This is a genomic window from Serratia nevei (genome assembly GCF_037948395.1).
GTDB classification, from domain to species: domain Bacteria; phylum Pseudomonadota; class Gammaproteobacteria; order Enterobacterales; family Enterobacteriaceae; genus Serratia; species Serratia nevei.
Genome location: NZ_CP149940.1, coordinates 3252879 through 3277435, shown reverse-complemented (window position 1 = coordinate 3277435; position 24557 = coordinate 3252879). Strand labels below are relative to the sequence as shown.

17 protein-coding genes are annotated in these 24557 nt (G+C 59.1%); 6 read left to right on the top strand and 11 right to left on the bottom strand.

Features of this window, described 5'->3' with window-relative positions:
- Positions 1-113: 113 nt before the first annotated feature.
- The gene (gene pqqU, locus V8N38_RS15750; protein WP_060420512.1) at positions 114-2258 is read right to left on the bottom strand and encodes a TonB-dependent receptor PqqU; all 2145 of its coding nucleotides are present in this window, start codon (positions 2256-2258) and stop codon (positions 114-116) included.
- Positions 2259-2785: 527 nt separating this feature from the next.
- Here pqqU and V8N38_RS15745 point away from each other — a divergent pair.
- Entirely contained in the window at positions 2786-12802 is a 10017-nt protein-coding gene (locus V8N38_RS15745; protein WP_147839774.1) for a non-ribosomal peptide synthetase, read from the top strand.
- Positions 12803-12932: 130 nt separating this feature from the next.
- The gene (locus V8N38_RS15740) at positions 12933-13922 is read left to right on the top strand and encodes an aldo/keto reductase (RefSeq protein WP_147839775.1); all 990 of its coding nucleotides are present in this window, start codon (positions 12933-12935) and stop codon (positions 13920-13922) included.
- Here V8N38_RS15740 and V8N38_RS15735 read toward each other — a convergent pair.
- The gene (locus V8N38_RS15735) at positions 13919-14812 is read right to left on the bottom strand and encodes a LysR family transcriptional regulator (RefSeq protein ID WP_070914715.1); all 894 of its coding nucleotides are present in this window, start codon (positions 14810-14812) and stop codon (positions 13919-13921) included. The genes V8N38_RS15740 and V8N38_RS15735 overlap by 4 nt on opposite strands.
- Positions 14813-14985: 173 nt before the next feature.
- Between V8N38_RS15735 and V8N38_RS15730 the strand changes: the two genes are divergently transcribed.
- Positions 14986-15381, top strand: a complete 396-nt coding sequence (locus tag V8N38_RS15730; RefSeq protein WP_147839776.1) for a cupin domain-containing protein — start codon at positions 14986-14988, stop codon at positions 15379-15381.
- A 37-nt stretch (positions 15382-15418) separates the two neighbouring features.
- On the opposite strand, the gene V8N38_RS15725 is transcribed toward V8N38_RS15730, so the two are convergent.
- The 5 genes from V8N38_RS15725 to V8N38_RS15705 all read right to left on the bottom strand — a co-directional run bounded on the left by V8N38_RS15725 (position 15419) and on the right by V8N38_RS15705 (position 18839).
- The gene (locus tag V8N38_RS15725; protein WP_060420527.1) at positions 15419-16156 is read right to left on the bottom strand and encodes a helix-turn-helix domain-containing protein; all 738 of its coding nucleotides are present in this window, start codon (positions 16154-16156) and stop codon (positions 15419-15421) included.
- A 160-nt stretch (positions 16157-16316) separates the two neighbouring features.
- The gene (locus V8N38_RS15720; RefSeq protein WP_147839777.1) at positions 16317-16892 is read right to left on the bottom strand and encodes an O-methyltransferase; all 576 of its coding nucleotides are present in this window, start codon (positions 16890-16892) and stop codon (positions 16317-16319) included.
- 57 nt (positions 16893-16949) lie between these two features.
- The gene (locus V8N38_RS15715; RefSeq protein ID WP_100395598.1) at positions 16950-17984 is read right to left on the bottom strand and encodes an alpha/beta hydrolase; all 1035 of its coding nucleotides are present in this window, start codon (positions 17982-17984) and stop codon (positions 16950-16952) included.
- An 8-nt stretch (positions 17985-17992) separates the two neighbouring features.
- Positions 17993-18547: a DJ-1/PfpI/YhbO family deglycase/protease gene (locus V8N38_RS15710; RefSeq protein ID WP_063990414.1), complete on the bottom strand. Its 555-nt coding sequence runs from the start codon at positions 18545-18547 to the stop codon at positions 17993-17995.
- 121 nt (positions 18548-18668) lie between these two features.
- Positions 18669-18839, bottom strand: a complete 171-nt coding sequence (locus tag V8N38_RS15705; protein ID WP_171523659.1) for a hypothetical protein — start codon at positions 18837-18839, stop codon at positions 18669-18671.
- A gap of 257 nt (positions 18840-19096) precedes the next feature.
- Between V8N38_RS15705 and V8N38_RS15700 the strand changes: the two genes are divergently transcribed.
- Positions 19097-19912 (top strand): helix-turn-helix domain-containing protein, encoded by an 816-nt coding sequence (locus tag V8N38_RS15700; protein ID WP_100395599.1) that lies wholly within the window; start codon positions 19097-19099, stop codon positions 19910-19912.
- A 109-nt stretch (positions 19913-20021) separates the two neighbouring features.
- Positions 20022-20882, top strand: a complete 861-nt coding sequence (locus tag V8N38_RS15695; RefSeq protein ID WP_060420542.1) for a LysR family transcriptional regulator — start codon at positions 20022-20024, stop codon at positions 20880-20882.
- A 165-nt stretch (positions 20883-21047) separates the two neighbouring features.
- Here the strand turns inward: V8N38_RS15695 and V8N38_RS15690 are convergent, their stop codons facing one another.
- From V8N38_RS15690 to gabD, 4 genes are all read right to left on the bottom strand, one after another.
- Positions 21048-21491: a cupin domain-containing protein gene (locus V8N38_RS15690; protein ID WP_072265419.1), complete on the bottom strand. Its 444-nt coding sequence runs from the start codon at positions 21489-21491 to the stop codon at positions 21048-21050.
- A gap of 232 nt (positions 21492-21723) precedes the next feature.
- Complete coding sequence (locus V8N38_RS15685; protein ID WP_187181550.1) at positions 21724-22092, bottom strand: glyoxalase superfamily protein; 369 nt, start codon at positions 22090-22092, stop codon at positions 21724-21726.
- A 22-nt stretch (positions 22093-22114) separates the two neighbouring features.
- Positions 22115-22528 (bottom strand): GyrI-like domain-containing protein, encoded by a 414-nt coding sequence (locus tag V8N38_RS15680; protein WP_060439639.1) that lies wholly within the window; start codon positions 22526-22528, stop codon positions 22115-22117.
- 101 nt (positions 22529-22629) lie between these two features.
- Positions 22630-24105 carry an NADP-dependent succinate-semialdehyde dehydrogenase gene (gene gabD, locus V8N38_RS15675; RefSeq protein ID WP_147839778.1) on the bottom strand — a complete coding sequence of 492 codons (1476 nt, stop codon included), beginning with the start codon at positions 24103-24105 and terminating at the stop codon, positions 22630-22632.
- A 211-nt stretch (positions 24106-24316) separates the two neighbouring features.
- Here gabD and V8N38_RS15670 point away from each other — a divergent pair, with 211 nt between their 5' ends.
- Positions 24317-24532, top strand: coding sequence for a glycogen synthesis protein (locus tag V8N38_RS15670; RefSeq protein ID WP_049201387.1), 216 nt, complete (start codon positions 24317-24319; stop codon positions 24530-24532).
- Positions 24533-24557: the final 25 nt, after the last annotated feature.

Below are 24557 nucleotides of genomic sequence, written 5' to 3'. Positions count from 1 at the left end.
TTAGAGATTAAGCCAAATCGGAAAAAACACGCGGTTTCTCCCTAATATTTCAGCGGGAAGCCGCTAGGGTGACGTAAAACCCATCCCGTCTTTTAACCTTAAGGTGCTTTGCCTTATTCAAAGCGGTAAGACAAGGTGGCGCCGCCACCCCAGTTGCGACCCGGCGCCGGCTCGAAATAGCGGCCGTTGCCTTCGTTGACGATCACCGAACCGACGTAACGGCGATCGAACACGTTATCTACCCGGCTGAACACGTCCAGCGCCCAGCGGTTCCAGGTAAAGCGATAGCCGGCGTTTACGCCGGCCACGGTGTAAGAGGGGGCCTGCGCGCTGTTGGCGTCGTTGGCCTGAATGTCGCTCATGTAGCGCAGCTCCGCGCCGGCGTGCCAGCCTTCCGGCGGCGCAAAGGCCAGCGAAGCGTAGCCCATGTTGCGCGCGATGCCCGGCAGGCGATTGCCGGCGGGAATGGTCTGGGCCGGGGTACAAACGGCTTTGCCGCACATATCGCTGCGGTAGGTGGCGTCCAGCAGCGTCCAGGCCATATGCAGGCGCCAGTCCAGCGCAAACTCTTGATCCAGCGCCAGCTCCAGGCCGCGCCGCCGGGTTTTGCCGGCGTTGGCATAGCTGGTGCGTCCGCCGCTGCTTTCCGCTACCACCAGCTCGTTATCGGTATCGGTCTGGAACAGGGCCGCGCTCACCAGGCCGTTGCCGAGGCGCAGTTTGCTGCCCAGTTCGACGGTATCGCTGGTGGAAGGCTGTAGGCCGATGTTGAGGCCTGACTGGCCGTCGGGACGGTAGGAGAGCTCGTTGATGGTGGGGGTTTCAAAGCCGCGGCCGGCGGAGAGATAAACGTTCCACGCCGGATTGATCTTGTAGTTGAGCGAGCCCATCGGCAGCCACTGGTGGTAGCGTTTGCTGCCGCTGTCGTCGCCGTTGCGCGGCGTGATGTAGTAGTCGGTCGAGTCGAAGCTGACCGTGCTGTAGCGCAGGCCGGCGTCCAGCGTCCAGTGCGGCGTCAGTTGCCAGGAGGTTTGCAGGTAAGGATCCAGGTTCCAGATGCGGTTCTTCTCGTTGCGCCGCTGGTCGCCTTTCTCGCCGTAGTCCACTGTGCCGTCTCGCAGAATAAAGTTTTCGAACCCCTGGCGGCGTTCGGTCATGGTTTCATAATCCAGACCGCCGATCAGTGTTACCGGTAACGATGCGAGAGTATCCTCATGCTTCCAGCGAGTGTCAATGCCCTGATATTTTCTTTCCAGCACGATCACCCCGCCGGCGTGGGTGGGGTTGAGCTGCGGCCCCATCGGGATTGATTGGTATTGCGTGGTGTGGCGCTCGCCGTGGTAGGCGGTCAGGGTCAGTTCATCGCGCTCGCTCATCTGGCGTTGATAGCGCAGGCCGGCCTGGGTCTGGTCGAGCGATTTGCGGGTGTTGTATTGATCCGCGCGCGGCGCCTGGCGCGGGTTGGCCTTCCATTCCGCCTCGGTCAGGCCGCCCGGATCGCCGGCGTCAATCGAGACGCTGTTGAACATCAGCGTCAGGGTGCTGACGTCGTCCAGCCGCACGCCGAGCTTGCCGTTGCCGAGGTTTTTCCGCGCGGCGCTGTGATCGCGGTAGCCCTGGGTGGTAAAGCGGGTGCCGGAGATGGCGTAGTTGACGTCGCCGGCCTGGGTACCGTCGCCGGTGGCGCCGGTCGCTTTCACCCCGTAGCGCCAGGTGTTGTCGCTGCCGAAATAGCCGCCGGCTTCCAGCGTCGGCGGCTGGGTGCCGGTTATCGTATCAACATTGATAACCCCGCCCGAGGCGTTGCCGTACAGCGCGGAATAAGGGCCGCGCAGCACCTCGATGCGTTCGACGGAATTGATGTCGATATTGGAGGTTTGCCCCTGGCCGTCGGGCATGGTGGCGGGAATGCCGTCGACGTACATGCGCACCCCGCGCACGCCGAACATCGAACGGCTGCCGAACCCGCGTATCGACATCTGCAGATCCTGCGCATAGTTTTGCCGATTTTGGATCTGCAGGCCCGGCACGCTGCCGAGGTTTTCCGACAGGTTAATCTGCGGCGCGGCGTTGCGCAGGGTTTCGCCGTCGATCACGCTGACGGAGACCGGCGACCCCAGCTCGGTCAATCCGGTGGGTTGCGCCATCACCACCAGGGTGTCGCTGTCTTTTTGCTCCGCCGCCAGGGCCGAGCCGATACAGATCGGCTGCAGCAATAACAGGGTTGCCGGGGTCAAGGCGGGACGTTTTTTATTCATCAGATAATTCTGCCAATAATGCTGAAAGAGTTGCCCGCAAAGGGGCGAAAATAGCCATTTTTGACTCCCTGTACTGGCATTCAATGGGAAGGAAACTGCATCCTGCAAAGAGTATAGGATATTCCGACATCGTGCGCTTTGGAATAGCGCAGCAGAAAGCGGTGTGTTTTTAATTAAGAAAATTCTCTATTCAATAGTGATTTGCCGGGCGTTTTTAAATTACCCTCACTTATCTTAAATATAATCCTATTTGTTTTTTTAATTTGTTTGTTTCATTTATTTTATTAATGAATGCAATGTGGTTAATCCATTGATGGAAAATCAAAATCAATCCTAATTAATTGTTTTTTATGATGTTTATTTATTTGTATTTTTGTGGCTTTATTTTTTATAAAAATAAAATAATATTCGCACTTATGTTTTTAGTTTTTCAGCTAACAGCTCAATCGCATAACGGCCACGCTATTTATTTAATGCATAAGTAGTGGTTGATATATTTTTGGAATATATTAAAAGGGAATTGCTTTATGAACGTGCTCATCGCTTCACCTTATACCCACACGTTTTGGAATGAGTACGTGCTCAATCCACACTCCTGCGAGTACAACCTGGTGCTGGATCAGACGATTGAGGGAGAGCTGGACGTCGGACGATTGCGCGCGGCGATCGACGGGGTTTGCCGGGACTATATTCTGTTTCACCACGTTTTGGATGACAGTTCCTCGCCACTGCGCTGGGTAAAGACGGCGAAAAAAATTGCGTTGGAAACGCTCGATGCCGATTGTGATATCGGTAAGTTAATCAACACGCCGTTCGATCTCCGGGAAGGGCCGCTGTGCCGCTTCTACCTGATTGAGCTGGCCCCTCAGCGCTATAACCTGATCATTGTCGTTCATCACATCCTGATCGACGGCCTGTCGGGGCAGGAGTTCTACAGCGCCGTTTCCGCCTATTACAATCGCGGCGCGGCGGTGGCGCCGCCGCAGGCGGATGAAACGGACATCTGCACATTGTACGAGCGTTATGAGGCGGATGTCGCGACGTTGAAGCACGAGTTCGGCTCTGCGTCATTCTGGGGCAGCCTGCTGGCTGAATGCGCTCCGCGCGTGGCGTTGCCTTATCTTCCCGGCGCAGCCCCCGAAGCGCCTGGCGCCGGTGAAGTGCGCTTTAGGTTACCGTTCGCCGAGTGGCAGGCGCTGAAATCCGGCGTCAGGTATGCCAATCCTTTCCTGATATTCAAAACGCTGTGGGCGTTGCTGATCGCCCGGCAATCCGCGCAGGAAACGGTGCATATCGGTTATCCCGTCGCGCCGGAGGGCGGCGAGGCGCTGTTCTTCGGCGCACAGGTCAATACCGCCGTGTTCCCCTTGACCCTCGCCCCGGGGGCCACGTTCAATCAGCTGTACCGCGCGACGCTGGCCTACAGCAAAGCGCTCAAGGCGGCAGGCAAGCTGCGGCACAGCCAGTTGCCGGTTTATGACATGCTGAGCCTCAGCCCGGTGCGTCAGCTGAACGTCAACTTTACCCAGGCTTACCTGAAAGATGCGCCGCTGGCGCTCGACGGTTGTTGCATCGGCGTCAATCATCGCTTCAACGTCGATTTGGCCGGTTCGGAACTGCTGCTGGAGTATCAGCCTACCGAGCAGGCCTTTGAGTTTCGCCTGCGCTACCGCCCCGATCTGTTCGACGCGACCCAAATGACGGAGATGGCGGAGCAGTATCTCTGGCTGTTGCAGCGCGCGTTAACCGAACCGGACGCGCCGATTGCCGCTTGGCCACAGCTGACGGCGCAGCAGGTTTTACGCTGCCGCGACGGCTGGGAGAGCGGGCCGGCAACGGCCGATGCGGAAGCGACGCTGCTCGAGGGCGTGGCCAGACAGGCGCGCCGTCACCCGGAGCGCATCGCCGTGACCGATGCCAAAGGATCGCTCAGCTACCGCCAGCTGGCGCAGCGCAGCGATCGTCTGGCGCTGCGGCTGCGGGCGGAGTATCAACGGCTGTGCGGCGTGGCCATGCCGCCGGAGACGCTGATCCCGCTGTATCTGCAGCGCAGCGCGGAGGCGGTGGTGGCGATGCTGGCCATCATGAAGGCGGGCGGTGCCTATGTGCCGCTGGATCCCGCCGCGCCGGCGCAGCGGCTGGATTATATCCTGCAAGAGGTCAACAGCCCGATCGTCTTGACCGAAAACGCGTTGCAGGCTGCGGCGCAGCGATTGGCGCCGGGCACCCTTTGCCTGTCGGCAGATGAACCGCTCGCCGACGCGGATGCCGCAGCCTTGCCGAGTGTGGACGCCCGGCAGTTGGCCTACGTGATTTACACCTCCGGCACTTCCGGGCGGCCAAAAGGCACGCTGTGCGAACACCGGGGCGCGGCCAATATGGTGCGGGGCCACACGCAGCGTTTGTTGTGCAATGAGCCGGATGCGCTCAACTGCCTGCAGTTCGCGTCGCTGGCGTTTGACGCGCACGTCTTCGAAGTGTTCGTGGCCCTGGACAACGGCTACCGGCTGTTCATCGCGAGCGAAGCGCAGCGGCGGGATCCGGCGCAGTTGTGCGAACAGATGGCGGTCTGGGGCATCGAGGCCTGCTTCCTGCCGCCGGCGCTGCTTGGCACCTTGCCTGAACTTCCGGCTTCGGTGCGCTATCTCGCGACCGGCGGTGAGGCGACCGCGCAGGAAGCGCTCGACCATTACCTGGCCAGCGGCATGCAGGTCGCCAACATGTATGGCCCGACCGAAGCCTCGGTCAGCGCCAGCCTGAATATCTATCGCCGCAACGGCGCGCGCAATATCGGCCACGCTATCGCCAATATGCGTTGTTATGTGATTGACGAGAAAGATAATTTGTTACCGTTGGGCGTAGAAGGCGAGCTGTGCCTGGCCGGCGTGGGGTTGGCGCGGGGATACCTGAACCTGCCGGCGCTGACGGCGTCCACGTTCGTCGCCAACCCATTTGAACTGCGGGAACCGTACCGGCGCCTGTATCGCACCGGTGACAGAGTGCGGCGCTTGGCCGACGGCGGTCTGGAGTACCTCGGGCGGCACGATCAGCAAATCAAGATCAACGGCTATCGCATCGAATTGGGCGAAATAGAAATGCAGCTGCGTGCGCTGCCTGAGGTGGCCGAGGCGGTGGTGAGTCTGCGTCCCGGCACTACGGACCAGCTGGCGGCCTGGTATGTGCCGCAAGCTGGCGCGGAGCCGGAGGCCGGCGACATCTTGCAACGCCTGGCGGCGCAGCTGCCGCACTACATGTTGCCTTCGGCGATGCGGGCGCTGGCGGCGCTGCCGCTGACGGTGAGCCGCAAGGTCGATTACCGGGCATTGCCGGAACCGCTGCCGGTCGAGCCGCAAACGGCGTTTCGCCGGCCGGGCACGCCGCTGGAGACCCGTCTGTCGGCGCTGTTCAACCGGCTGCTGGGGGGCGATGTTGGCGTGGAGGACAACTTCTTCCGCCTCGGCGGCAACTCCATTATGGCCATCAGGCTGTGCCACGAAGTGAATAAACTGCCGGGGGCAAAGATCTCGGTACTGACGTTGAATCAGCATCCGACGGTGGCCGCATTGAGCGAGCACATCGCCGCCCAACGGCAGGCGCCGCCGGATGAGCTGCCGATCCTCTCCGGCGGGCTGCGGGAGGCGCCGCTGTCGCTTCAGCAGTCGCGGCTGTGGTTTGTTCAGCAACTGTCGGTGAATGCCACGCATTATCTGTCGCCGGTGCTGCTGCGGCTGCCGCCGGATGTCGATGACGAACGCTTTGCGGCGTGTCTGCAGGCGATCGTCGAGCGCCACCAGATCTTGCGCAGCCTGATCCGCCAGAATGACCGGGGCGAAGCCAGTCAGTGGGTCAGCGACACCGTGCTGCCGGTACCTTTGCTGACGCTGAGTGCCGATGAATTTGACGCTGCGCTGGCGCAAGCCTGCAGCCAGCCGATGGATTTGACGCGCGAGCTGCCGCTGCGCGCCACGCGCTACCGTTACCGCGATGCGGCGGAGCGGGAAACGACCGTTTGCCTGTTGGTGTTCCATCACATCGTCTTTGACGGCTGGTCGCTTGAGGTGCTGTTGCAGGAATTGGACGCGCGCTATCGCGGGACGTGGCGTGAGGCGACAGAGCCGGCGTTGCAATACCTCGACTATGCGTGCTGGCAACAAGCGCCGGAAAATGTGCAGCGCCGGGCGGACGAATTGGCCTTTTGGCGGCAAGCACTGGCAGGTTGCCAGCAACTCGATCTGCCGTTGGACTTTTTGCGGCCGGCGGTCTTCGACGAGCGCGGTGACAACAGCGAAGTGCCGTTGCCGGCGGCGCTGGTGAAGGCGCTGGATGCGCTGGCGCGCAGAGAGGGGGTGACGCTGCATGCGGTGATGCTGGCGGGGTTCATGCTGCTGTTGTCCCGCTACAGCGGCCAGAACGATGTCATGGTCGGTACGCCGCTGGCGAACCGCCACCGCCCCGAACTGGAGAATCTGATTGGGTTCTTCGTCAATACGCTGCCTTTACGCCAGCGACTCGATCCGCGTCATCGCGTCGCCGAGTTTGTGCGGCAGGTGGCGGCCACGACGCTGCAGGCGCAGCAGCATCAGACGCTGTCGCTGGAAGCGCTGGTGGACGATCTGGCGCTGCCGCGCGATTTTTCTCGCCATCCGCTGTTCCAGGTCATGTTCGCGCTGGAGAGCGAGGGCGGCGCGCAGGCGCGCCCGGACTGGCTGTCGGTGGTCGATCTGAGCGCTTATGAGCGCACCGCCAAGTTCGACCTGACGCTCACGCTGACGCCGCAGGGCGAGCAGATGCGTGCGCGCTTCAACTTCGCTTCGGCGTTGTTCAGCAAGGCGTCGATGGATCGGCTGGCCGGTTACTATCTCGCCGTATTGCAGCAGATGGCTCACCACGACGACTGGCCGCTGGAAAACATCCGCTTGCAACCGCAAAGCCAGGCGCTACCGGCCGGATCCCCCTTCGGCTATGCGTTTGAACGCAGCCTGCAACAGGATTTCGTGCAGCATGCGCGGCGCAGTCCGCAGGCGGTGGCGGTTGTCGACGAGCAGGGGGAGATGACTTACGGTGAGCTGCACGAGGCGGCGTTGACGCTGGCCACTCAACTGCGCGTGCAAGGACGGGTGACCGGCGACGCCATCGCCGTCATCGCCGACAAAGGGCGCCGGCAGCCGGTAGCCCTGCTGGCGGCGCTGATGTGCGGTAAGGCGTTCTTGCCGATGGAGGCGGCATGGCCACCGCAGCGGCGGCTGAAAGTGATGGCGCAGGCCGGCATCAATACGCTGCTCAGCGATGCGCCCTGGGCCTGCGCCGAGATCAACCTGATCGAACTGAATGCCGCAGGGCTGGCGGCGCAGCTGCCGCTGCCGGAACAGCGCCTGCCGGCGCTGGATGCAGGGCCTGACAGCCTGGCCTATATCATTTTCACCTCAGGATCGACCGGCACACCGAAGGGCGTGGCGATCGAACATCGCAGCGCGGTGAACATGCTGGAGGGCGTGCGGCGGTATTTCGGCCTCAACGAGCGGGATCGCAGCCTGGCCCTCAGCGCGTTGAGCTTCGATCTGGCGATCTTCGACATTTTCAGCCCGCTGAGCGCCGGCGGTGCGGTCGTGATGCCGGCCGAGCGGGACAGGAGCAATCCGCAGGCCTGGTATCAATTGATGATGGCACATCGGGTGACGCAATGGCTGAGCGCACCGGCGCTGATGGAGCTGTTGCTGGATTATGTGAACGGCGCGGGGTTAACGGCAGGGCCGGCACCGGCGCTGCGGGCGGTGATGGTGGGGGGCGACTGGATCGCCACCTCGCTGCCGGAACGCTGCCTGGCCTGGGCGCCGCACGGCCGTTTTTGCAGCGCCGGCGGCGCGACGGAGGCGGCGATCTTCACCATGCTGTACGAGGTCCCGCGCGGTCAGAACATTCGGTCGGTCAGCATTCCTTACGGCAAACCGTTGCCGCACCAGCGTTGCTATATCCTGGACGCCGGGCGACGGCCCGCCGCGCCGGGGGTGCGAGGGGAAATCTATCTGGCGGGTGAGGGCCTGGCGCGCGGGTATTACGGCGATCCGCAACGCACCGCCGAGAGTTTTTTCTGGCATGACGAGCTGCAGGAGCGGGTGTACCGCACCGGCGACGCGGGCCGATGGCTGGAGGATGGCAACGTGGAGTTCATGGGGCGCCTCGATCAGCAGATCAAGCTGAACGGCTATCGCATCGAGCTGGGGGAGATAGAACATGCGGTGCTCGCCTATCCGGGCGTGACCGCCTGTTGCTGCGTGCTCGTCACGCAACCGCAGCCCTGCCTGGCCGCGTACTACGTTGCCGATGAGACGATCGCCCCCCAGGCGCTGGCTCAGCACTTGAGCAGCCAACTGCCTCCGTACATGGTGCCGCAGGCGCTGATGCAGCTGGCGCAGCTGCCGCTGACCGAAAACGGCAAGATAGCCCGACAGGCCTTGCCGCAGCCGGAAAGGGCGGTGCGTGAGTTCGTCGCGGCGCAGGGCGAATGGGAGAACGCCTGTCTGGCGGTGTGGCGCGATTTGCTGCAGCGGCAGGATATCGGCGTGGAGGACAACTTCTTCTCGCTGGGGGGCAACTCTCTTCTGGCTATTCAGGCCTGTTATCAGATCGGCCGGCGGCTGGCGCGTGAGATAACGCTGAGCGAGCTGGGGCGGTTCCCGACGATCCGTTCGCTGTGTCGCGTGTTGCAGCAACAGGAGCAGGGCGCCGCGCCGGTGTCGATCCCGCCGCTGCGGCAACGCGAGTATCCGCTCTCTTCTTCACAGCTGCAGCTGTGGTTTATCGAGAATCTGAACGGCGGCGGCAATCTTTACCATGTGCCGATGCTGTTCCGTCTCGGCGACGAGGTGTGTCTGGCGGCTTACGAGCGCAGTTTACAGGCGGTCGTCGCCCGGCATCAGGTTTTACACAGCCTGATTGTCCAGATGCCATCCCAAAGCGCCGTATCCCGAGCCTGTGAACTGACGCTTTCGCTGGAGCGCGTGACGTTGGAGGCGGCGCACTGGCCGGACAGGCTGCGGCAGGATATCGACCGGCCGTTCGCGCTGGGGGCGGAATTGCCGATCAGGGCGGCCGTTTACCGGGTGGCGCAGCCGGATGGCGGGTGGGTGAATTACAGCCTGATTCTGGTGCATCACCTGGCGTTTGACGGCTGGTCGCAGCCGGTGCTGCTGCAGGAGCTGGACGTGCTGTATCAGGCGCAGCGGCAAGGGCGAGAGGCCGGGCTGGCGGCGTTGCCGTTGCACTATGGCGACTATGCCGTCTGGCAGCGGCGCTGGCTGGATTCCGTTCAGGCGGATGAGGCGAAAGCCTATTGGCGCCAAGCCCTGGCGGGGTGGCAGGCGCTGGAAATGCCGCTCGATTTCGTGCGGCCGGCTCGCTTCGATCATCGTGGCGCCAACCACGTCATCGCGCTGCCGGAGGCGCTGGTGGCGCAGGCGGCGCAGTTCGCCCGGCAGCAGGGCGTCACGCCGTTTGCGCTGTATCTTGCGGCCTTTAATTTGCTGCTCGGTTACTTCAGCGGCCAGCAAGACATTCTGGTCGGTACGCCGGTTGCCAACCGACCGGCGGCAGAGACCCGCTCAGCGATCGGATTCTTCGTCAACACGCTGCCGCTGCGCTCGCAAATAGACGATGCGGCGTCGCTGAACGATTATGTGCATCGCGTCTTTGACGGCGTGCTGCAGGCGCAGCGGTATCAGAATTTGCCGTTGGATCAGCTGATCGAACTGCTGCAGGTGCCGCGCGATCTGTCGCGCCATCCGCTGTTCCAGGCGCTGTTCGCGCTGGAGGAGGCGGGGGCCGCGCCGGCCTGGCTGGCGCCGCAGGATCTGCTGGCGCACTACCAGGCGGCCAAATTCGATTTGACGCTGAGCATCCAGTCGGCACCGCAGGGCGGGCGGGCGATCTTCAACTATGCCACCGCCTTGTTTGCACCGGCTACGCTGGCGCTGCTGGGGGAGTATTATCTGACGATCCTCACGCAGATCGTCAATCACGGGGAGCAGCGCGTCAGCCAGTTGGCGCTGATCTCGGAGAGTGAAATGGCGCGGCAGCGCGCCTTCCATCAATCCTGTCCACCGGCCTACGATTTCGAACGCGCCATCCATCATGACTTCATCCGTCAGGCCGAGCGCGAGCCGCAGCGGGTGGCAATCGTCGATGAATGGGGCGAGCTGAGCTACGGTGAGCTGTATCGGCGGGCGCTGACGCTGTCGTTGCAGCTGCGTGAGCACGCGGACATGCGCGCCGAGACCATCGCAGTGATGGTGGACAAAGGGCGGGCGCAAATCATTGCGGTGCTGGCGATTCTGATGGCCGGCAAGACCTATTTGCCGCTGGACGGCGCCTGGCCGGAACGCCGCCGCCTGGATATCGTCGCGCAGTCGCAGACCCGGGTGATTCTGAGCAGCCGGGAGTGGGGGGCCAGCGGTGAGGCCAGGCTGTTGACGATCGATCCGCAGGGGGCCGTCATGGAGTTGCCGCCGGCTCCGCCGGGCGAGGCTATTTTGCCGGCACCTTCCGCGCTGGCCTATGTGATCTTCACCTCCGGCTCTACCGGCGCGCCGAAAGGGGTGGCGATAGAACATCGCGGCGCGGTGAACAGCATCATCGATACGTTGCACCAGCTGGAACTCGGCGCGGACGATCGCGGGTTGGCGCTCAGCGCGTTGAGTTTCGACATTTCGGTGTTCGATATTTTCGGCCTGCTGTCGGTGGGGGGCGCCATAGTGATGCCGTCCGAAACCGAACGCTACCAGCCTGAGGCCTGGCATCGGCTGTTGATGACCCAGGGCGTAACCTTCTGGAATTCCGCGCCTTCAGTGATGACGCTGCTGGTGGAGCAGTTGGAGTCCGCCGCGTCGCAGGCGCAGTGGCCGCAGCTGCGCAATGTGGTGCTGGTGGGCGAGGTGATCTCCCGCCAACTGCCGGCGCGTATTCGCCAATGGCGGCCAGGGTGCCGGATCGTCAGCGCCGGGGGCGCGACCGAGAGCTCCATTTGGTCGATCCTGTACGACATCCCGGAAACGCCGATCCTGGCGCCCAGCGTGCCTTACGGCCAGGCGATGGCGCATCAGCGCTTTTACGTGCTGGATCGCCATCAGCGCGTACTGCCGCCTTGCTTGCCGGGAGAGCAATACATCGGTGGGGCCGGCGTGGCGCGCGGCTATTACCGCAATCCGTCGCTGACCGAAGAGAAGTTCATCTACCATCCGGAACTGGGGGAGCGGCTTTATCGCACCGGCGACGCCGGCCGCTATTTGCCGGACGGCAACCTGGAGTTCCTCGGCCGTATGGATTTTCAGGTGAAAATCAACGGCTACCGCGTTGAGCTGGGAGAGGTCGAGCAATGTGCGCTGGCGTTCGGCGCGATCAGATCCTGCTGCGCGGTCGTGCTGTCGGAGGCGCATCGGCAGCGCCTGGCGCTGTATTACGTCAGCGAGGCGCCGCTGGATGAATCGGCGCTGCTGGCCTTTATGAGCGGGCAACTGCCGTTGTACATGCTGCCTGCGGCGCTGATGCGGCTGGACGCTCTGCCATATAACTCCAGCGGCAAACTGGATCGCAAGGCGTTGCCTGCGCCGGCGGCGAGCGAAGCGCAGGCCTATGTCGCTCCCGCGAACGAGCTGGAACAGCAGCTGTGCGCGCTGTGGCAGGCGGCGCTGCAGTGCGGGCAGGTCGGCATGACGGACGATTTCTTCCTGCTGGGCGGCACCTCGATCAAGGCCATTTCCCTGTGTGTCGGCATGGGGGAACTGATGGCCGCGCCGGTGCCGGTGGTGCAGCTGTTGCAAAGCCGCACCCTGAAAAACCTGCTGGCCGCCAACGAACGCCGCCTGGTCTTGCCGCTTAACCGTTGGGCAGAGGGCGCGCCCGTCGTATGGATGATCCACCCGGCGCTGGTGGGGGCGGAAGCGTTTCACGCTTTCGCTCAGCCGTTGCAGGGGCGATTCAACTGTTACGGCGTCGACAACCATAACCTTTACCATCAACCGGCCATCGACTCGCTCGGCGATCTGGCCGAACGGTATCTGAACGACATGATCGCCGCCGGCCTGCTGCAAGGCGCCGGGCCGGTGCGCATTCTCGGTTGGTCGCTGGGGGGCATCATTGCGCTGGAGATTGCCGCCCGCCTGGAAGCGCGCGGCTACCGTAACGTGCAACTGTATCTGCTGGACAGCTTCTACCGGCAGGCCACGGCGGAGTTGCCTTTGGAGCAGCTGTTGCCGGCGTTGGGCATCGAGGGCGAGGCGGCGACACGCGCCATGGCCGCAGGGCAGGCGGAGCGACGGCTGTCTGAGGGGAGTCTGAGCCGCAGGCTGCAAACCACGAAGGTGACGTTGTTCAAGGCGATGGAGGGTAACCCGCAGTTGCCGGAAGCGGTCACGGCGCCGCTGCTGGCGGTGGAAGATAATGGGCTTGGCGCCGCCTGCGAGCGGCTGCAGGTCATCCCGCTGGCTTGTCATCACCACAACATCCTGCTGTGTGAGGCGGAGATCGGGCAAGCGCTTAACGAGAGTCTCTGATTCATGAGCCTGGCTCATAAGCCCAAGCGTATTTCGCCCCATAGTCATGGCGGCGGTTGCGTTTTACAGTCATCACACCGGAGCGGCTCCGCGCCAGGCGGGGCCGGTATCAATCAGCGGGAGAGTGAAGATGCAAACACGCAAGTTGGGGCGCGAAGGGCTGGAAGTATCGGCGTTGGGGTTGGGCTGCATGGGGCTGAGTTTTGGCTACGGCCCGGCCACCGACAAACGGCAGGCGATCGAACTGATCCGCGCCGCGGTTGACGAGGGGGTGACGCTCTTCGATACCGCCGAGATTTATGGTCCGTTCACGAACGAGGAACTGCTGGGCGAAGCGCTGGCGCCGGTGCGCGATCGGGTCGTCATCGCCACCAAATTCGGTTTCGATCTGCCGCAGCCGGCGGGGCAACAGGTGTTGAACAGCCGTCCGGAGCATATTCGCCGGGCGGTGGAGGGTTCGCTGAAGCGCTTGCGGATAGAGACGATCGATTTGTTGTATCAGCACCGCGTCGATCCCGAGGTGCCTATCGAGGAGGTGGCCGGTACGGTGCAGCAACTGATTCGCGAAGGGAAAGTAAAGTATTTCGGCCTGTCGGAAGCCGGTGCGCAAACCATTCGGCGAGCTCACGCGGTGCAGCCGGTCACGGCGCTGCAAAGCGAATATTCGCTGTGGTGGCGCGAGCCGGAGCGTGAAATCTTGCCGACGCTGGCAGAACTGGGCATCGGTCTGGTGCCGTTCAGCCCGCTCGGCAAGGGCTTTCTCACCGGCGCCATTACCGAGAACACCTCTTTCGACAGCGGCGATTTTCGCAACGTGGTGCCGCGCTTCAGCGCCGAGGCGCGCCGGGCCAACCAGGCGCTGGTGGATGTGCTGGGGCAGATAGCGCAGCGCAAGGGCGTGACGCCGGCGCAGATCGCTCTGGCCTGGCTGCTGGCGCAGCAACCGTGGATCGTGCCGATCCCGGGAACCACCAAGCGTCACCGGCTGGAAGAAAACCTCGCGGCGGCGGCGGTCGCGTTGGCGGCGGACGAACTGGGCGAGATTGAGCGCGCGCTCTCCGCTATCGACGTGATCGGCGATCGCTACCCGGCGCATCTGCAGAAAAACGTCGGGCGTTAAGCCCCGCGCCGCAGCGCCTCAATCAGCAGCGCAAAGGCGGTGGTGTGCTGCCTGCGGCTCGGATAATAGAGGTAATAGCCGGGAAACGGCGGGCACCAGTCGTCCAGCGCCATCTGCAACCGGCCGTCGGCCAGCGGCTCGGCGACGGTATCTTCCGGCACGAAGGCGATGCCGAGGCCGAGCTGCGCGGCGTCGATCCGCTGGCGCAGGCTGTTGAAGGTCAGTTGCCCCTCCACCCGCACTTTGATCTCCCGGCCATCGCGGGAAAATTCCCAGGCGTACAGCCCGCCGAGGGTGGGGAGCCGCATATTGATGCAGCGATGGTTTTGCAGCGCTTGCGGCGTGGCAGGGAGGCCGTAACGGGAGAAATAGTCAGGGGAGGCGACGGGCACCATGCGCATGTCCGGCCCGATGCGCACCGCGACCATGTCCTTCGCCACCTGTTCTCCCAGCCGGATGCCGGCGTCGAAACGCCCGGCGACGATGTCGGTCAGGCTGTTGTCGACGGTGATTTCCACGTTGATATCCGGGTAATCGACGAGAAAAGTGCGCAGCACCGGCCACAGCACCGCATCCACCGCGTGTTCGCCGGCGGTGATGCGGATGTTGCCGGCGGGCCGATCGCGCATTTCACCCAGCGCGTTCAGCTCGCTTTCAATCTCCGCCAAGCGCGGGCCAATGCTGTTGAGCAGCCGCTCACCGGCTTCGGTGGGGGCGACGCTGCGGGTGGTGCGCGTGAGCAAACGCAGCGCCAGGCGCTCTTCCAGCCCGCGAATGGCGTGGCTGAGCGCCGATTGGGAAACCCCAAGCTGCGCCGCCGCTTTGGTGAAGCTGCGCTCCCTGGCCACCATCAGGAAAGCGATCAGATCGTTAAAGTTTTCTTTCAACATACCGGCACCGAAGAGGAAGGTGAGCGCACTGTCGCGCGTAGATTTATGAATTGAGCTCATAGCTCCTTGCGCATTTTACCCGCTAGTCGCCGGAAAAGCATGGCGCTATCTTGGCATCACTGACTCATGACGATCAGCACCGGCGGTGAGAGCCGGCGCGGAGGACACGACAGATGAAAATACAACGCAGCGGTTCGATCCCATCACAGCGCGGTTCGGCAGAATATTTTACCGGGCAGGTACGCATCGACGCGCCGTTCGCCGGTGACGCGCCGGCCAGGGTGGGCGGCGCGACCGTCACCTTTGAACCCGGCGCCCGCACGGCCTGGCATACCCATCCGCTCGGCCAGACGCTGATCGTCACCCAGGGGCGCGGGTGGATCCAAATGTGGGGCGAGACCACGCAGGAAATGCACCCCGGCGATATCGTCTGGATCCCGGCAGGCGTCAAACACTGGCACGGCGCGACGCCGGACACCGCCATGACCCATATCGCCATCGCCGAAGCGGTGGACGGCAGCCCGGTGACCTGGCTGGAGGCGGTCAGCGAGACGGAGTACCGGCAATAGCCCGATGGCGAGACTGAATCGATGTTGCGGCGATGATTTACCCCAGCCTGATGATCGGGATCAGATAATCGCAGCGAAAAGTGCCGGGATCGCTCGTTGTCGCCTGTTCAGCATAAACCAGTTTGAGATCTGAACCTTCCCTGCGACTTAACCTGTTGAGGGGCAGAATTGAGTCATACAACGAGAGGACGAAATCGAGTAGCTTATTGTGGGGCCCGGCGTAACGGAACACGGCATATCTTCCCGGTGTTACAGCGGATTTTTCGCTGCAGAAGCATGACAACATCATCCGTATATGAGGTGCGTCGAGTGCCGGAGGATGAACGCGCCATGGAATCGAGGAATAACGCCTGGCCAGGTCGCTTAGGCGCCGGTGGGTAAGGTACATAAATTCAGTTTGCGGCACTATGCCGCTGTCGATTTGCAATGGGGGATGCAGCGTGCTCATGTCCCATTTTTCGTGCTGGCGGTAACGGCTGGGGGAGAGGCCGAACTGCCGCGTGAAAGCACGAGTGAAAGCTTGCTGACTGTCGAATCCGTATCGCTTGGCGATATTATAGATAGAGTTACGGGTTAAGCGCAGCGCCAGTGCGGCTTTTGACAGTCGGCGAACGCGAATGTAATGCCCTAAATCTTTGCCGGTGACTTTCTTGAACTCTCGCTGCAGGTGCCATTTGGAATAACCACTGCGCTGAGAAACAGCATTCAGCGTCAGGTCACTCTGCAGGCTGGATTCGAGCCACTCCAGCATTTTATGAATAATAACTTTTTGCATGAAATTATCCTTGTCAGTGAATTCAACGATGCCGCTCTGGCAAGAGTGTCAGTGGGGGAAATAGGGAATGATGCGAATAGAACGCCGCGGCGTTTAGCTAGACGAGGCGGATGATTTTGTCCGGGCGAGTTCTGCTACAGGCAATTTCCGCGTGTGATCTTCATCCGGAGCGTTTTCTGAAGATGCGCGTGTTGGCTTGCTCGATAGGCGGCAGTTCGCGCCAGATTTCGGCAGAAGTCAAAAACGCCATGACTTTGGCATCGTTGCAGAGAGATAAATTGGAACAGGCCAGAACGCCCTGCGATGCGAGACGATGATGTATCTTCTTGAGCAACGTGATTTCCGGTGCAAAACCGTCGAAGAAGGCAAAATCGTATTCTGTGTCTAACGTATCGATGACGGTGTTGAAATCGCCGTGGTGCACAGTTATCCGCGATGAAAGGCTAAGCCAGGCGGTATTGTGTCGGGCAAGTTCAACGTTCACGTCATCTTTATCTATAGTGTCGATCGCTGCCTGAGGAGCTGCGAGCGCCATAACGCATGAGGTAAAGCCGATGGCCGTGCCTAACTCCAGTATCCTGGTGGGGCACAGATTGCTAACGGTGTCGTAGAGTCCGACAGCGTCTTCGAATACGTATGACCAGTTGCCGCGTTTACGCTGTAATCTTTTGGTTTCCTGATAAAGGGTGGCCAGCGGCGCCAGCGTTTCCTGGTTTGTTTTGCGTGGGTGGGACATGGTGAAATCCTGCTCGTGGGGGCGTCCGCTCGATAACGGCGAACGCCTGATGTGGAATTAAAACTTGTTAAAGAAATTGGCGACGTGCGGTACTGCTGCATCAACGGTGAGCGGATCCTGATAGAACTGGAGTTGGTTTCTGCCGCCAAACCAGACCAGCTGTTTATTGCTGCTGCCAATGCTGTCAAACAGCTGTCGCGGGATTTGTTCTCCGCTCGCGGCGCGTTCACTATGGATCATTAGCACGGGTTTTTGCAGATCGGCGATCGCTTTACTGCTGTCTCGTGCCCAGATCCCCGCTTCGCTCATGCGAGTCATTTTATTCTCCCAGCGGCCACGGTGGTTGGCCAGAACGTCATGCTGCGCCCAGGGAGCGTAGAAATTGTATATGGCTTCCGCAGTCAGATAAGCCGATTTATCTTCTGTGCTGACCACCGGGATGTATTCTACTTCACCGGCTTTCTCAAAGCGTTCACGGGCCTTAAGCGCCATGCCAACGCGATTGTCGATCGCCTCTTGCGACTGAAGGTAGAGCATCCAGGTTGCCGGCACTAAATACTGCCCTGCGATCAGGGCAGTGGCGCGGATTAACGGATTGGAATTGACCGCATCAATGGTCCAGTTAACGCCTTGGCACAGCCCAAGCGCGTAAATGCTTTCTTCATCCACACTGTCCAACTGCGAAAGATAAGCAACCGCTGCGTTCAAATCTTCGGTTTTATTGGCGCCCCAGTCATAGCCGCGCGGTTCACCTGACGATTCGCCAAAACCGCGAGGATCAAAGGTCAGTACGGTAAAACCGTGTTTGACCAAGCGGCTGGCGTATTGCAACGGTGCCTGTTCCTTCACGTAACTGATCGGCCCCATCACGGCGATTGCGGGGGTGCGGTAAGCTGATTTTGCCGGTGAAAAGAGATTGCCGACAATTTCCACCCCTTGGCTATCAAAGGTGATGCGTTCAACAACATAATCAGTGACCTGCAGACGAGCATTCTCATCCCAGTCCTGGGTTTTAAATTCACCCACGTTGTTTCTGGTAAGAAAACCGGGTTCGGAACCGGCATGTTGCGCTTTGAATGCTTCATTCATCATTGTGTTCCTTATAAGCCTAATTCTTTTGCGATTGCCAGGGAGAAAGGTTCCAGGTCCCCTGGGTTTCTTGAGGTGATCAATACCCAGCCATTTTCGTCCGAACGGACCACGGGAGCGTCGCTCCAGCGGGCGCCGGCATTGGTCAGGTCTTTCTTCATCGTATGGTAGGACGTCAGTTTTTTGCCCGCCAGGCGGTCGGCTTCGACCAGCAGCCAGGGGGCATGACAAACCGCCGCTACGGGTTTGCCGGCGGTGATAAATTCGTTGACCAACCTGATGGCGTGCGTGTCGATACGAATATTATCGGCGTTGACCGTCCCGCCCGGGATGACTAATGCATCGAAATCAGCGGTTTTAATTTCATCGCTGAGCAGTCGATCGGCATTAACAATTTCGTCTTTATCGGTATCGTTGACAAAAGTCTGCACGCGTAAGCTTTCCGCCGCCGCGTGCACAACCTCTGCACCTTTAGCGGCAAGGCGACGTAATGGGATAAGCAGTTCATCTTTTTCCACACCGATGTTATAGGTAATGAAAAGGATTCGTTTATTTAACGTAGACATACAGATTTCCTTCAAACATGAGGGCCATGGGGATAATAGCAACGCAAAATTGCGCCCAACCAGTCTCTGGCAGAGCCACCTTGTTACAAGTATGAAGAGATGAATGGTATGGTTATGTTTATCAGCAGGTTATAACAACATCTGATTGATGTTGTTTGTTTAATATTTTGCTGAAGCATTGCTCTTGCCGTTTCACTTCCAATATAAACTCATCCGGAGTCAGTTTATGATTGATTCCCGCTAAATAGGCTAGCGCCAGCTCTTTGGCCGTGTAATGATTAAATTGATACATGATCATCTCCAAGGGGTATAAATGTGTTCTTGTTAAAGCAGTGGGTGACATAACTTTACCGTTTTACTCGTTGTCCAAACAGTCTCTGACAGTACCAGTTTGTTATAATTGTTTCCAAGCGAGAGCGGGCGTTCTGCTTCGGCGATATGACAGAAAATAAAAATGGCGGGAGAGGTCATGAGGTGTTATTAATTAATAATGAATAACGTTATTTTACGCCCCCTGATAACGTCGGACCCAACGAAACAGGATGTTGTATGAATATGTTGATCGAGCAGATTCGCAGTTTTTTTTACAGCCGAAGATGTCGCTTGAAACCCACTGATTTTGGTATTTTGGATGATGGAAAGAATAGACGAGTCAAAGGATTACGCAGAGAGGAGTTGGCCGAGCAGGCGGGGTTGAGCGTAGAATATTATACCAAGTTGGAGCAGGGGCGAGTGAGCAACCCTTCGTTGCAGACGCTGTCCGTTCTGGCGGATGTACTCAGGTTAGACGCGTCGGAACGGCAATATTTGTACTTGTTGTTTAACCGAGAGCGGCCTCTTTCCTCTGCGGAAATATATTCTGACGCAGCAACGCTGCAGTTTTATATTGAGTCCTTTGTGTTGACGCCTGCCTATTTTCTGGATGTACGGCTTGACATCATAAGTCCGAATTTTTTGGCCAGAAAGCTGATTACCGGCACAGATGAAAGTGTACATGAATTGAATCTGGCGCGAGTGGTTTTTCTGGATGATGAGGCAAAGAACCGCTACGCCACCTGGCGTGAGAAGGCTGAAGATACGGCGGCTATGTTGCGTTTTGCGATAGCTCTTTTCCCGCAGGACACGTATCTTTTTGAACTGCATGCGGAGCTTTATGAACGAAGCGATCTGTTTCGCCTGCTCTGGAATCAGCATCGCGTCCTGGAAAAAACCAACGGGTATCGGCCGTTGTTTTATCCGGATGGCACACGGCTTGAAACTTCGTACGAGACTTTTACGCTTAACCAAAATCCTTTATTGCGCCTGGTCGTCTATTTTCCTAATGATATGGCGACTCGCGAACGCCTTGCTGCCTTGCAACAATAGCGTTGTCTGGTTTTTTATCGATTAGAGGCGGCTGGTCTTATGAGGGTTTTATTTTAAATGCAGATTATTAGTCTGTTTTATAGTAAGAAGAAAGGAATCAAGCGATAAAATGAAGTTACATCAATTAAGCTTATTCTGTGCAATTGTCGAAAATGGAACCATTGCCGCTGCGGCCAAGAAGCTGAATTGTGTTCCGTCCAATATCACTATTCGGTTGAAACAACTTGAAGAGCAGTTGGGGGCGAAGCTATTCAATCGAGAAAAGAACCGATTATTGATAACGCCACAGGGGCGCATACTTTACCGCAGTGCTAAAGACTTATTGTTGCGTGCTGTCAATATTGAACATTTATTCAATAGAAATACTGCAGCGAACGGTGTTTTTCTTGTCGGCGCTCTGGAGGGGGTGCTGTCCTCTCACATGCCTTCATACATCGTCAATCATCGAATGAAATACCCCAATATAGAATTGCATATCAGGTCTGATAACTCTCTTAATCTGGAGCGAGAGTTACTCGAAGGGGCACTCGATCTCATCATTACCGATGGTCCCATAGAGCATCCGTTGCTTTCCAGCACGTTGGCGTTTAGGGAGCGATTAATGTTGATTGTGCCCCCGTCCTTGCCGGCAACCATCGATCTTGGCTTTCTGGAAACACTGGATCTTTATACATTTAGAAAAAGCTGTAGCTATCGACACCTGATTGAATACCTACTTTCGAGTAAAAAAATCAAACCTAATATGATATTGGAGATGGAGTCGTATGATGTTATCACCGCCTGCGTAAGTGCCGGTTTGGGGTTCTCCTTGGTACCGGAAAGTATTTTAGAAAAGTGCTTTCCAACTCAGAGTAAAATACAGGCCATGGAGATTCCTGAGCTTGAAAGGAATGATTTATTTTTTGTATGGAGAAAGAGTGATGACGCATCAATACTGGTCTCTGACTTTGTATCAGGTGCGTTCTGCTAGACCTTATTCTTAATGCCATTATATCGGTGAGTGAGGGGGGCGTTTGGCGGGACAGCCCTTCTAAAGCTGGGGCTGTCCATACAAGATATTTTAACTAACAGGGTATTTAATCCAAAGTGGCATTGGATATCTAAATTGAAAAAGCATACGGCTCAGTTTCAGTTATCAATACTCATCCACTTCGCCTGGCTCTGATGTAAATGTCGGAACACCCTTAACTGCAGAATAAGTCAATATCAGCACTGTCTCGGTATTCCCACTGATACCACGATGTACGCCTCCGACCGTTTCAGGAAAGGCCTCACCGGTTTTAAACGTTTGTTTTTTACCAGAGTCTCTGTCTTCGATAGTAAGCTGACCTTTTAAAACATAACCTGCGTTTGGATAGGGGTGTGTATGCCAGGGAAGCGCCGTGTTGGCAGGAATCGTCATTCTGATGACTCTTAGATCAGGTTGGCCGGATGGGTAACTTTTGTAGGGTGTGCCATCCCAGGCTGACGTACTTTCCACCAGCTGCTCTACTTTAGCAGAAGCCGTCTTTTGATCTTTGGAAAATGCGGAAACGGACGTTAGAAGGACTATTGTGGATATTAAAATGTGACTTTTCATAGTGCACTCCGGCAATGTTTAAGGGAGATCACGATGTTGTTATAACGAGGTGCTTACATCGGATGGGGAATTTATAGCAAAGCCCATTTCCTGCCGAAAGTAACTTTTTTTAAGCACAGCGGTGAATATTTTTGACTAAATGAATGTGATGAGCGCTTTTCAATTTTACGAGATTGAAAATAGTATTCTCATCCGGTAGATCGGTAAAATGGACTCATGAACGTTATCACATTCATTCTGATCCACTCTGCTCGCAAAACCGCAGGCGGTTGCCGAACGGATCGGTCAGGTTCAGCTCTTTGCCCCAGTCGACAACCTCCAACCCCGGCCGGGCATAGCGGTAGTTTTTGGCCGTGAGCTCCCGGTGCAGCGCGTCGATATCGTGCACCGGGATGAAAATAGCGGCGCCGGGCGTGCTGTCGCCATAGTGTTCGCTCAGGTGCAGCGTCAATCCGGCGCGGGTCACCTGCATGTACAGCGGCAGATCTTCGCTGAAACGGTGCTCCCACTCCAGCGTGAAACCGAGAAAGTCCAGATAAAACTCTTTGGCCTTGTCGACCGCAAAAATGCGCAGGATCGGAATGGCAGGCGAGAAGGTGATCATCGTCGATCTCACTGTTACGTTAGCGGCAGCCGATATGGATATCGACCGCCTCGGGGCCGGTATAGGCTTCGAAGTCGGTCAGGAAGCGGCGTTCGATTTCCGGGTGTTGCTCGAAGTAGGCCCAGATGGCTTGCCAGCCTGCGATAACCGCCGCCGGCATGGCGCCACGGGCCTGGAACACCAGATAGCGGCCGGGTTGGATGTGCAAACCGCTCTCTGCCGCGCTGCCGGCGGTGACGTCAAACGGCCCGCCGGCGTCGGAGGCGTAGTTGGAGTAGACCCCATAGACCGGCGTGGCGGGCGAGGTGGCGAAAAAGTCTGACCACAGCGCCGGGATTTTTGCCGTCTCGGGCCGGGTTTCGTCCTGATTGGTGGTTCTGACCGTTTGGCCGGCGACGTAAAAGCCGGGCAGCTGTATCACGAGAGGTTGCATACTGGAAATTCCTTTTAACCGTTCGAACGAGAGGCCTAAAGGTAGCAAAGGCTTCCCGGATCCGCCAGACAGGGCCCCCGCAGACGCGGAGGCCGATCGCATCAAGCGCCCAAACCGCCAAGGCACAGGTATTTGATCTCGAGATAGTCCTCGATGCCGTATTTTGAGCCTTCGCGGCCCAAACCGGAGTACTTCATGCCGCCGAACGGCGCCACCTCGGTGGAAATCAGCCCTTCGTTGATGCCGACGATGCCGTACTCCAGCGCTTCGGCCACGCGCATCACCCGGCCGATGTCGCGGCTGTAGAAGTAAGCGGCCAGGCCGAACGGCGTGTCGTTGGCCAGTTCGATGGCTTCCGCTTCCTGGTTGAAGCGGATCAGGGGCGCCACCGGGCCGAACGTCTCCTCGCGGAAGATTTTCGCCGTGCGCGGTACGTCGGTCAGGATGGTCGGGGTGAAGAAATTGCCGCCCAGCGCGTCAGGCTTGCCGCCCAGCAGCACCGAGGCACCGTGCTCGACGGCGTCGGCGATATGCTCGCGCACTTTCTCCACCGCGTCCGGGTTAATCAAGGGGCCGATGGTGACGCCGTCATCCAGGCCGTTGCCAACTTTCAGCTTGGCGACGGCGGCTTTCAGTATGGCGGCGAAGGCGTCGTACACGCCGTCCTGCACCAGAAAACGGTTGGTGCAGACGCAGGTCTGGCCGGCGTTGCGGTATTTCGAGGCGACCGCGCCGGCCACGGCGGCGTCCAGATCGGCGTCGTCGAACACGATAAACGGCGCGTTGCCGCCCAGCTCCATACTGGTTTTCTTGATGGTGGGCGCACACTGGGCCAGTAGCTGCGCGCCGACTTCGGTGCTGCCGGTGAAGGAGAGTTTACGCACGTCCGGGTTGGCGGTGAGCTCGCCGCCGATGCCTTTACTGGGGCCGGTGATCACGTTGCACACCCCGGCGGGCAGCCCGGCGCGCTCCGCCAGCACGGCGATCGCCAGCGCCGAGAACGGGGTCTGGCTGGCGGGACGGATCACCCCGGTACAGCCCGCCGCCCAGCCGGGGCCGGCTTTGCGGGTGATCATCGCCGCCGGGAAGTTCCACGGAGTGATGGCGGCGAACACGCCTATCGGCTCTTTCTGCACGATGATGCGGCGGCCCGCCTGAGGCTGCGGAATGGTGTCGCCGTAGACCCGCTTGCCTTCCTCGGCGAACCATTCGATAAAGGAGGCGGCATAGGCGATCTCACCGCGGCTTTCGGCCAGCGGTTTGCCCTGTTCCGCCGTCATGATGCGCGCCAGATCCTCCTGATTTTCCATCATCAGCTTAAACAGCCGCCGCAGTTTGCCGGCGCGTTCTTTGGCGGTCAGCGCACGCCAGGCGGGCAGCGCCTTCTTGGCGGCGGCGATGGCGCGCGTGGTTTCTTCGGCACCGAAGGCCGGCACATGGCCAACCAGCTCGCCGTTGGCGGGGTTATGGATGGCGATCGCGTGGCCTGCTTTGGCCGGCAACCATTGCCCGTCGATGTAATTGGCCTCGCGGAACAGCGTGGGGTCCTTGAGGGTAGCGCTGATGCTGGTGCTCATTGGTCTCTTCCTTTGCTGAGTTCAACAGAATGGTCTATCCCATACGGCTACCCTTTACCCTAGCAAACTTTGCCGTCGCCGTTTGCCAGCGTGGCGACAAGATGAGCGTTTTCTTCATGCGCACCTTCTGTACAAAAAATATCCGCCGCCGGGCCGATACTGAAAGAGCAGGCATATGACCCTTTTCGATGTGATTAAAAGGAGTGTGCGAATGATGAAATCAGTGGACAGACATCTCGCGGCCTACGGCAGCGAAATGGATTTTTTGGCGTCGAGTATCGCCCTGATGGAATGGCAAGGGCGGCAGATTGACGCCGGGCAGGTGGCCGGCAATATGTCGGAACAGCAAAGCCGCCTGTTCTTTGCGCGGTTGAGTTATTTTCGTCAGCTTTATCAGGCCGCAGCGGCGGCCGAACACAGCCTGTAATTTCCCGATTCAGCCCCGCCGCAGC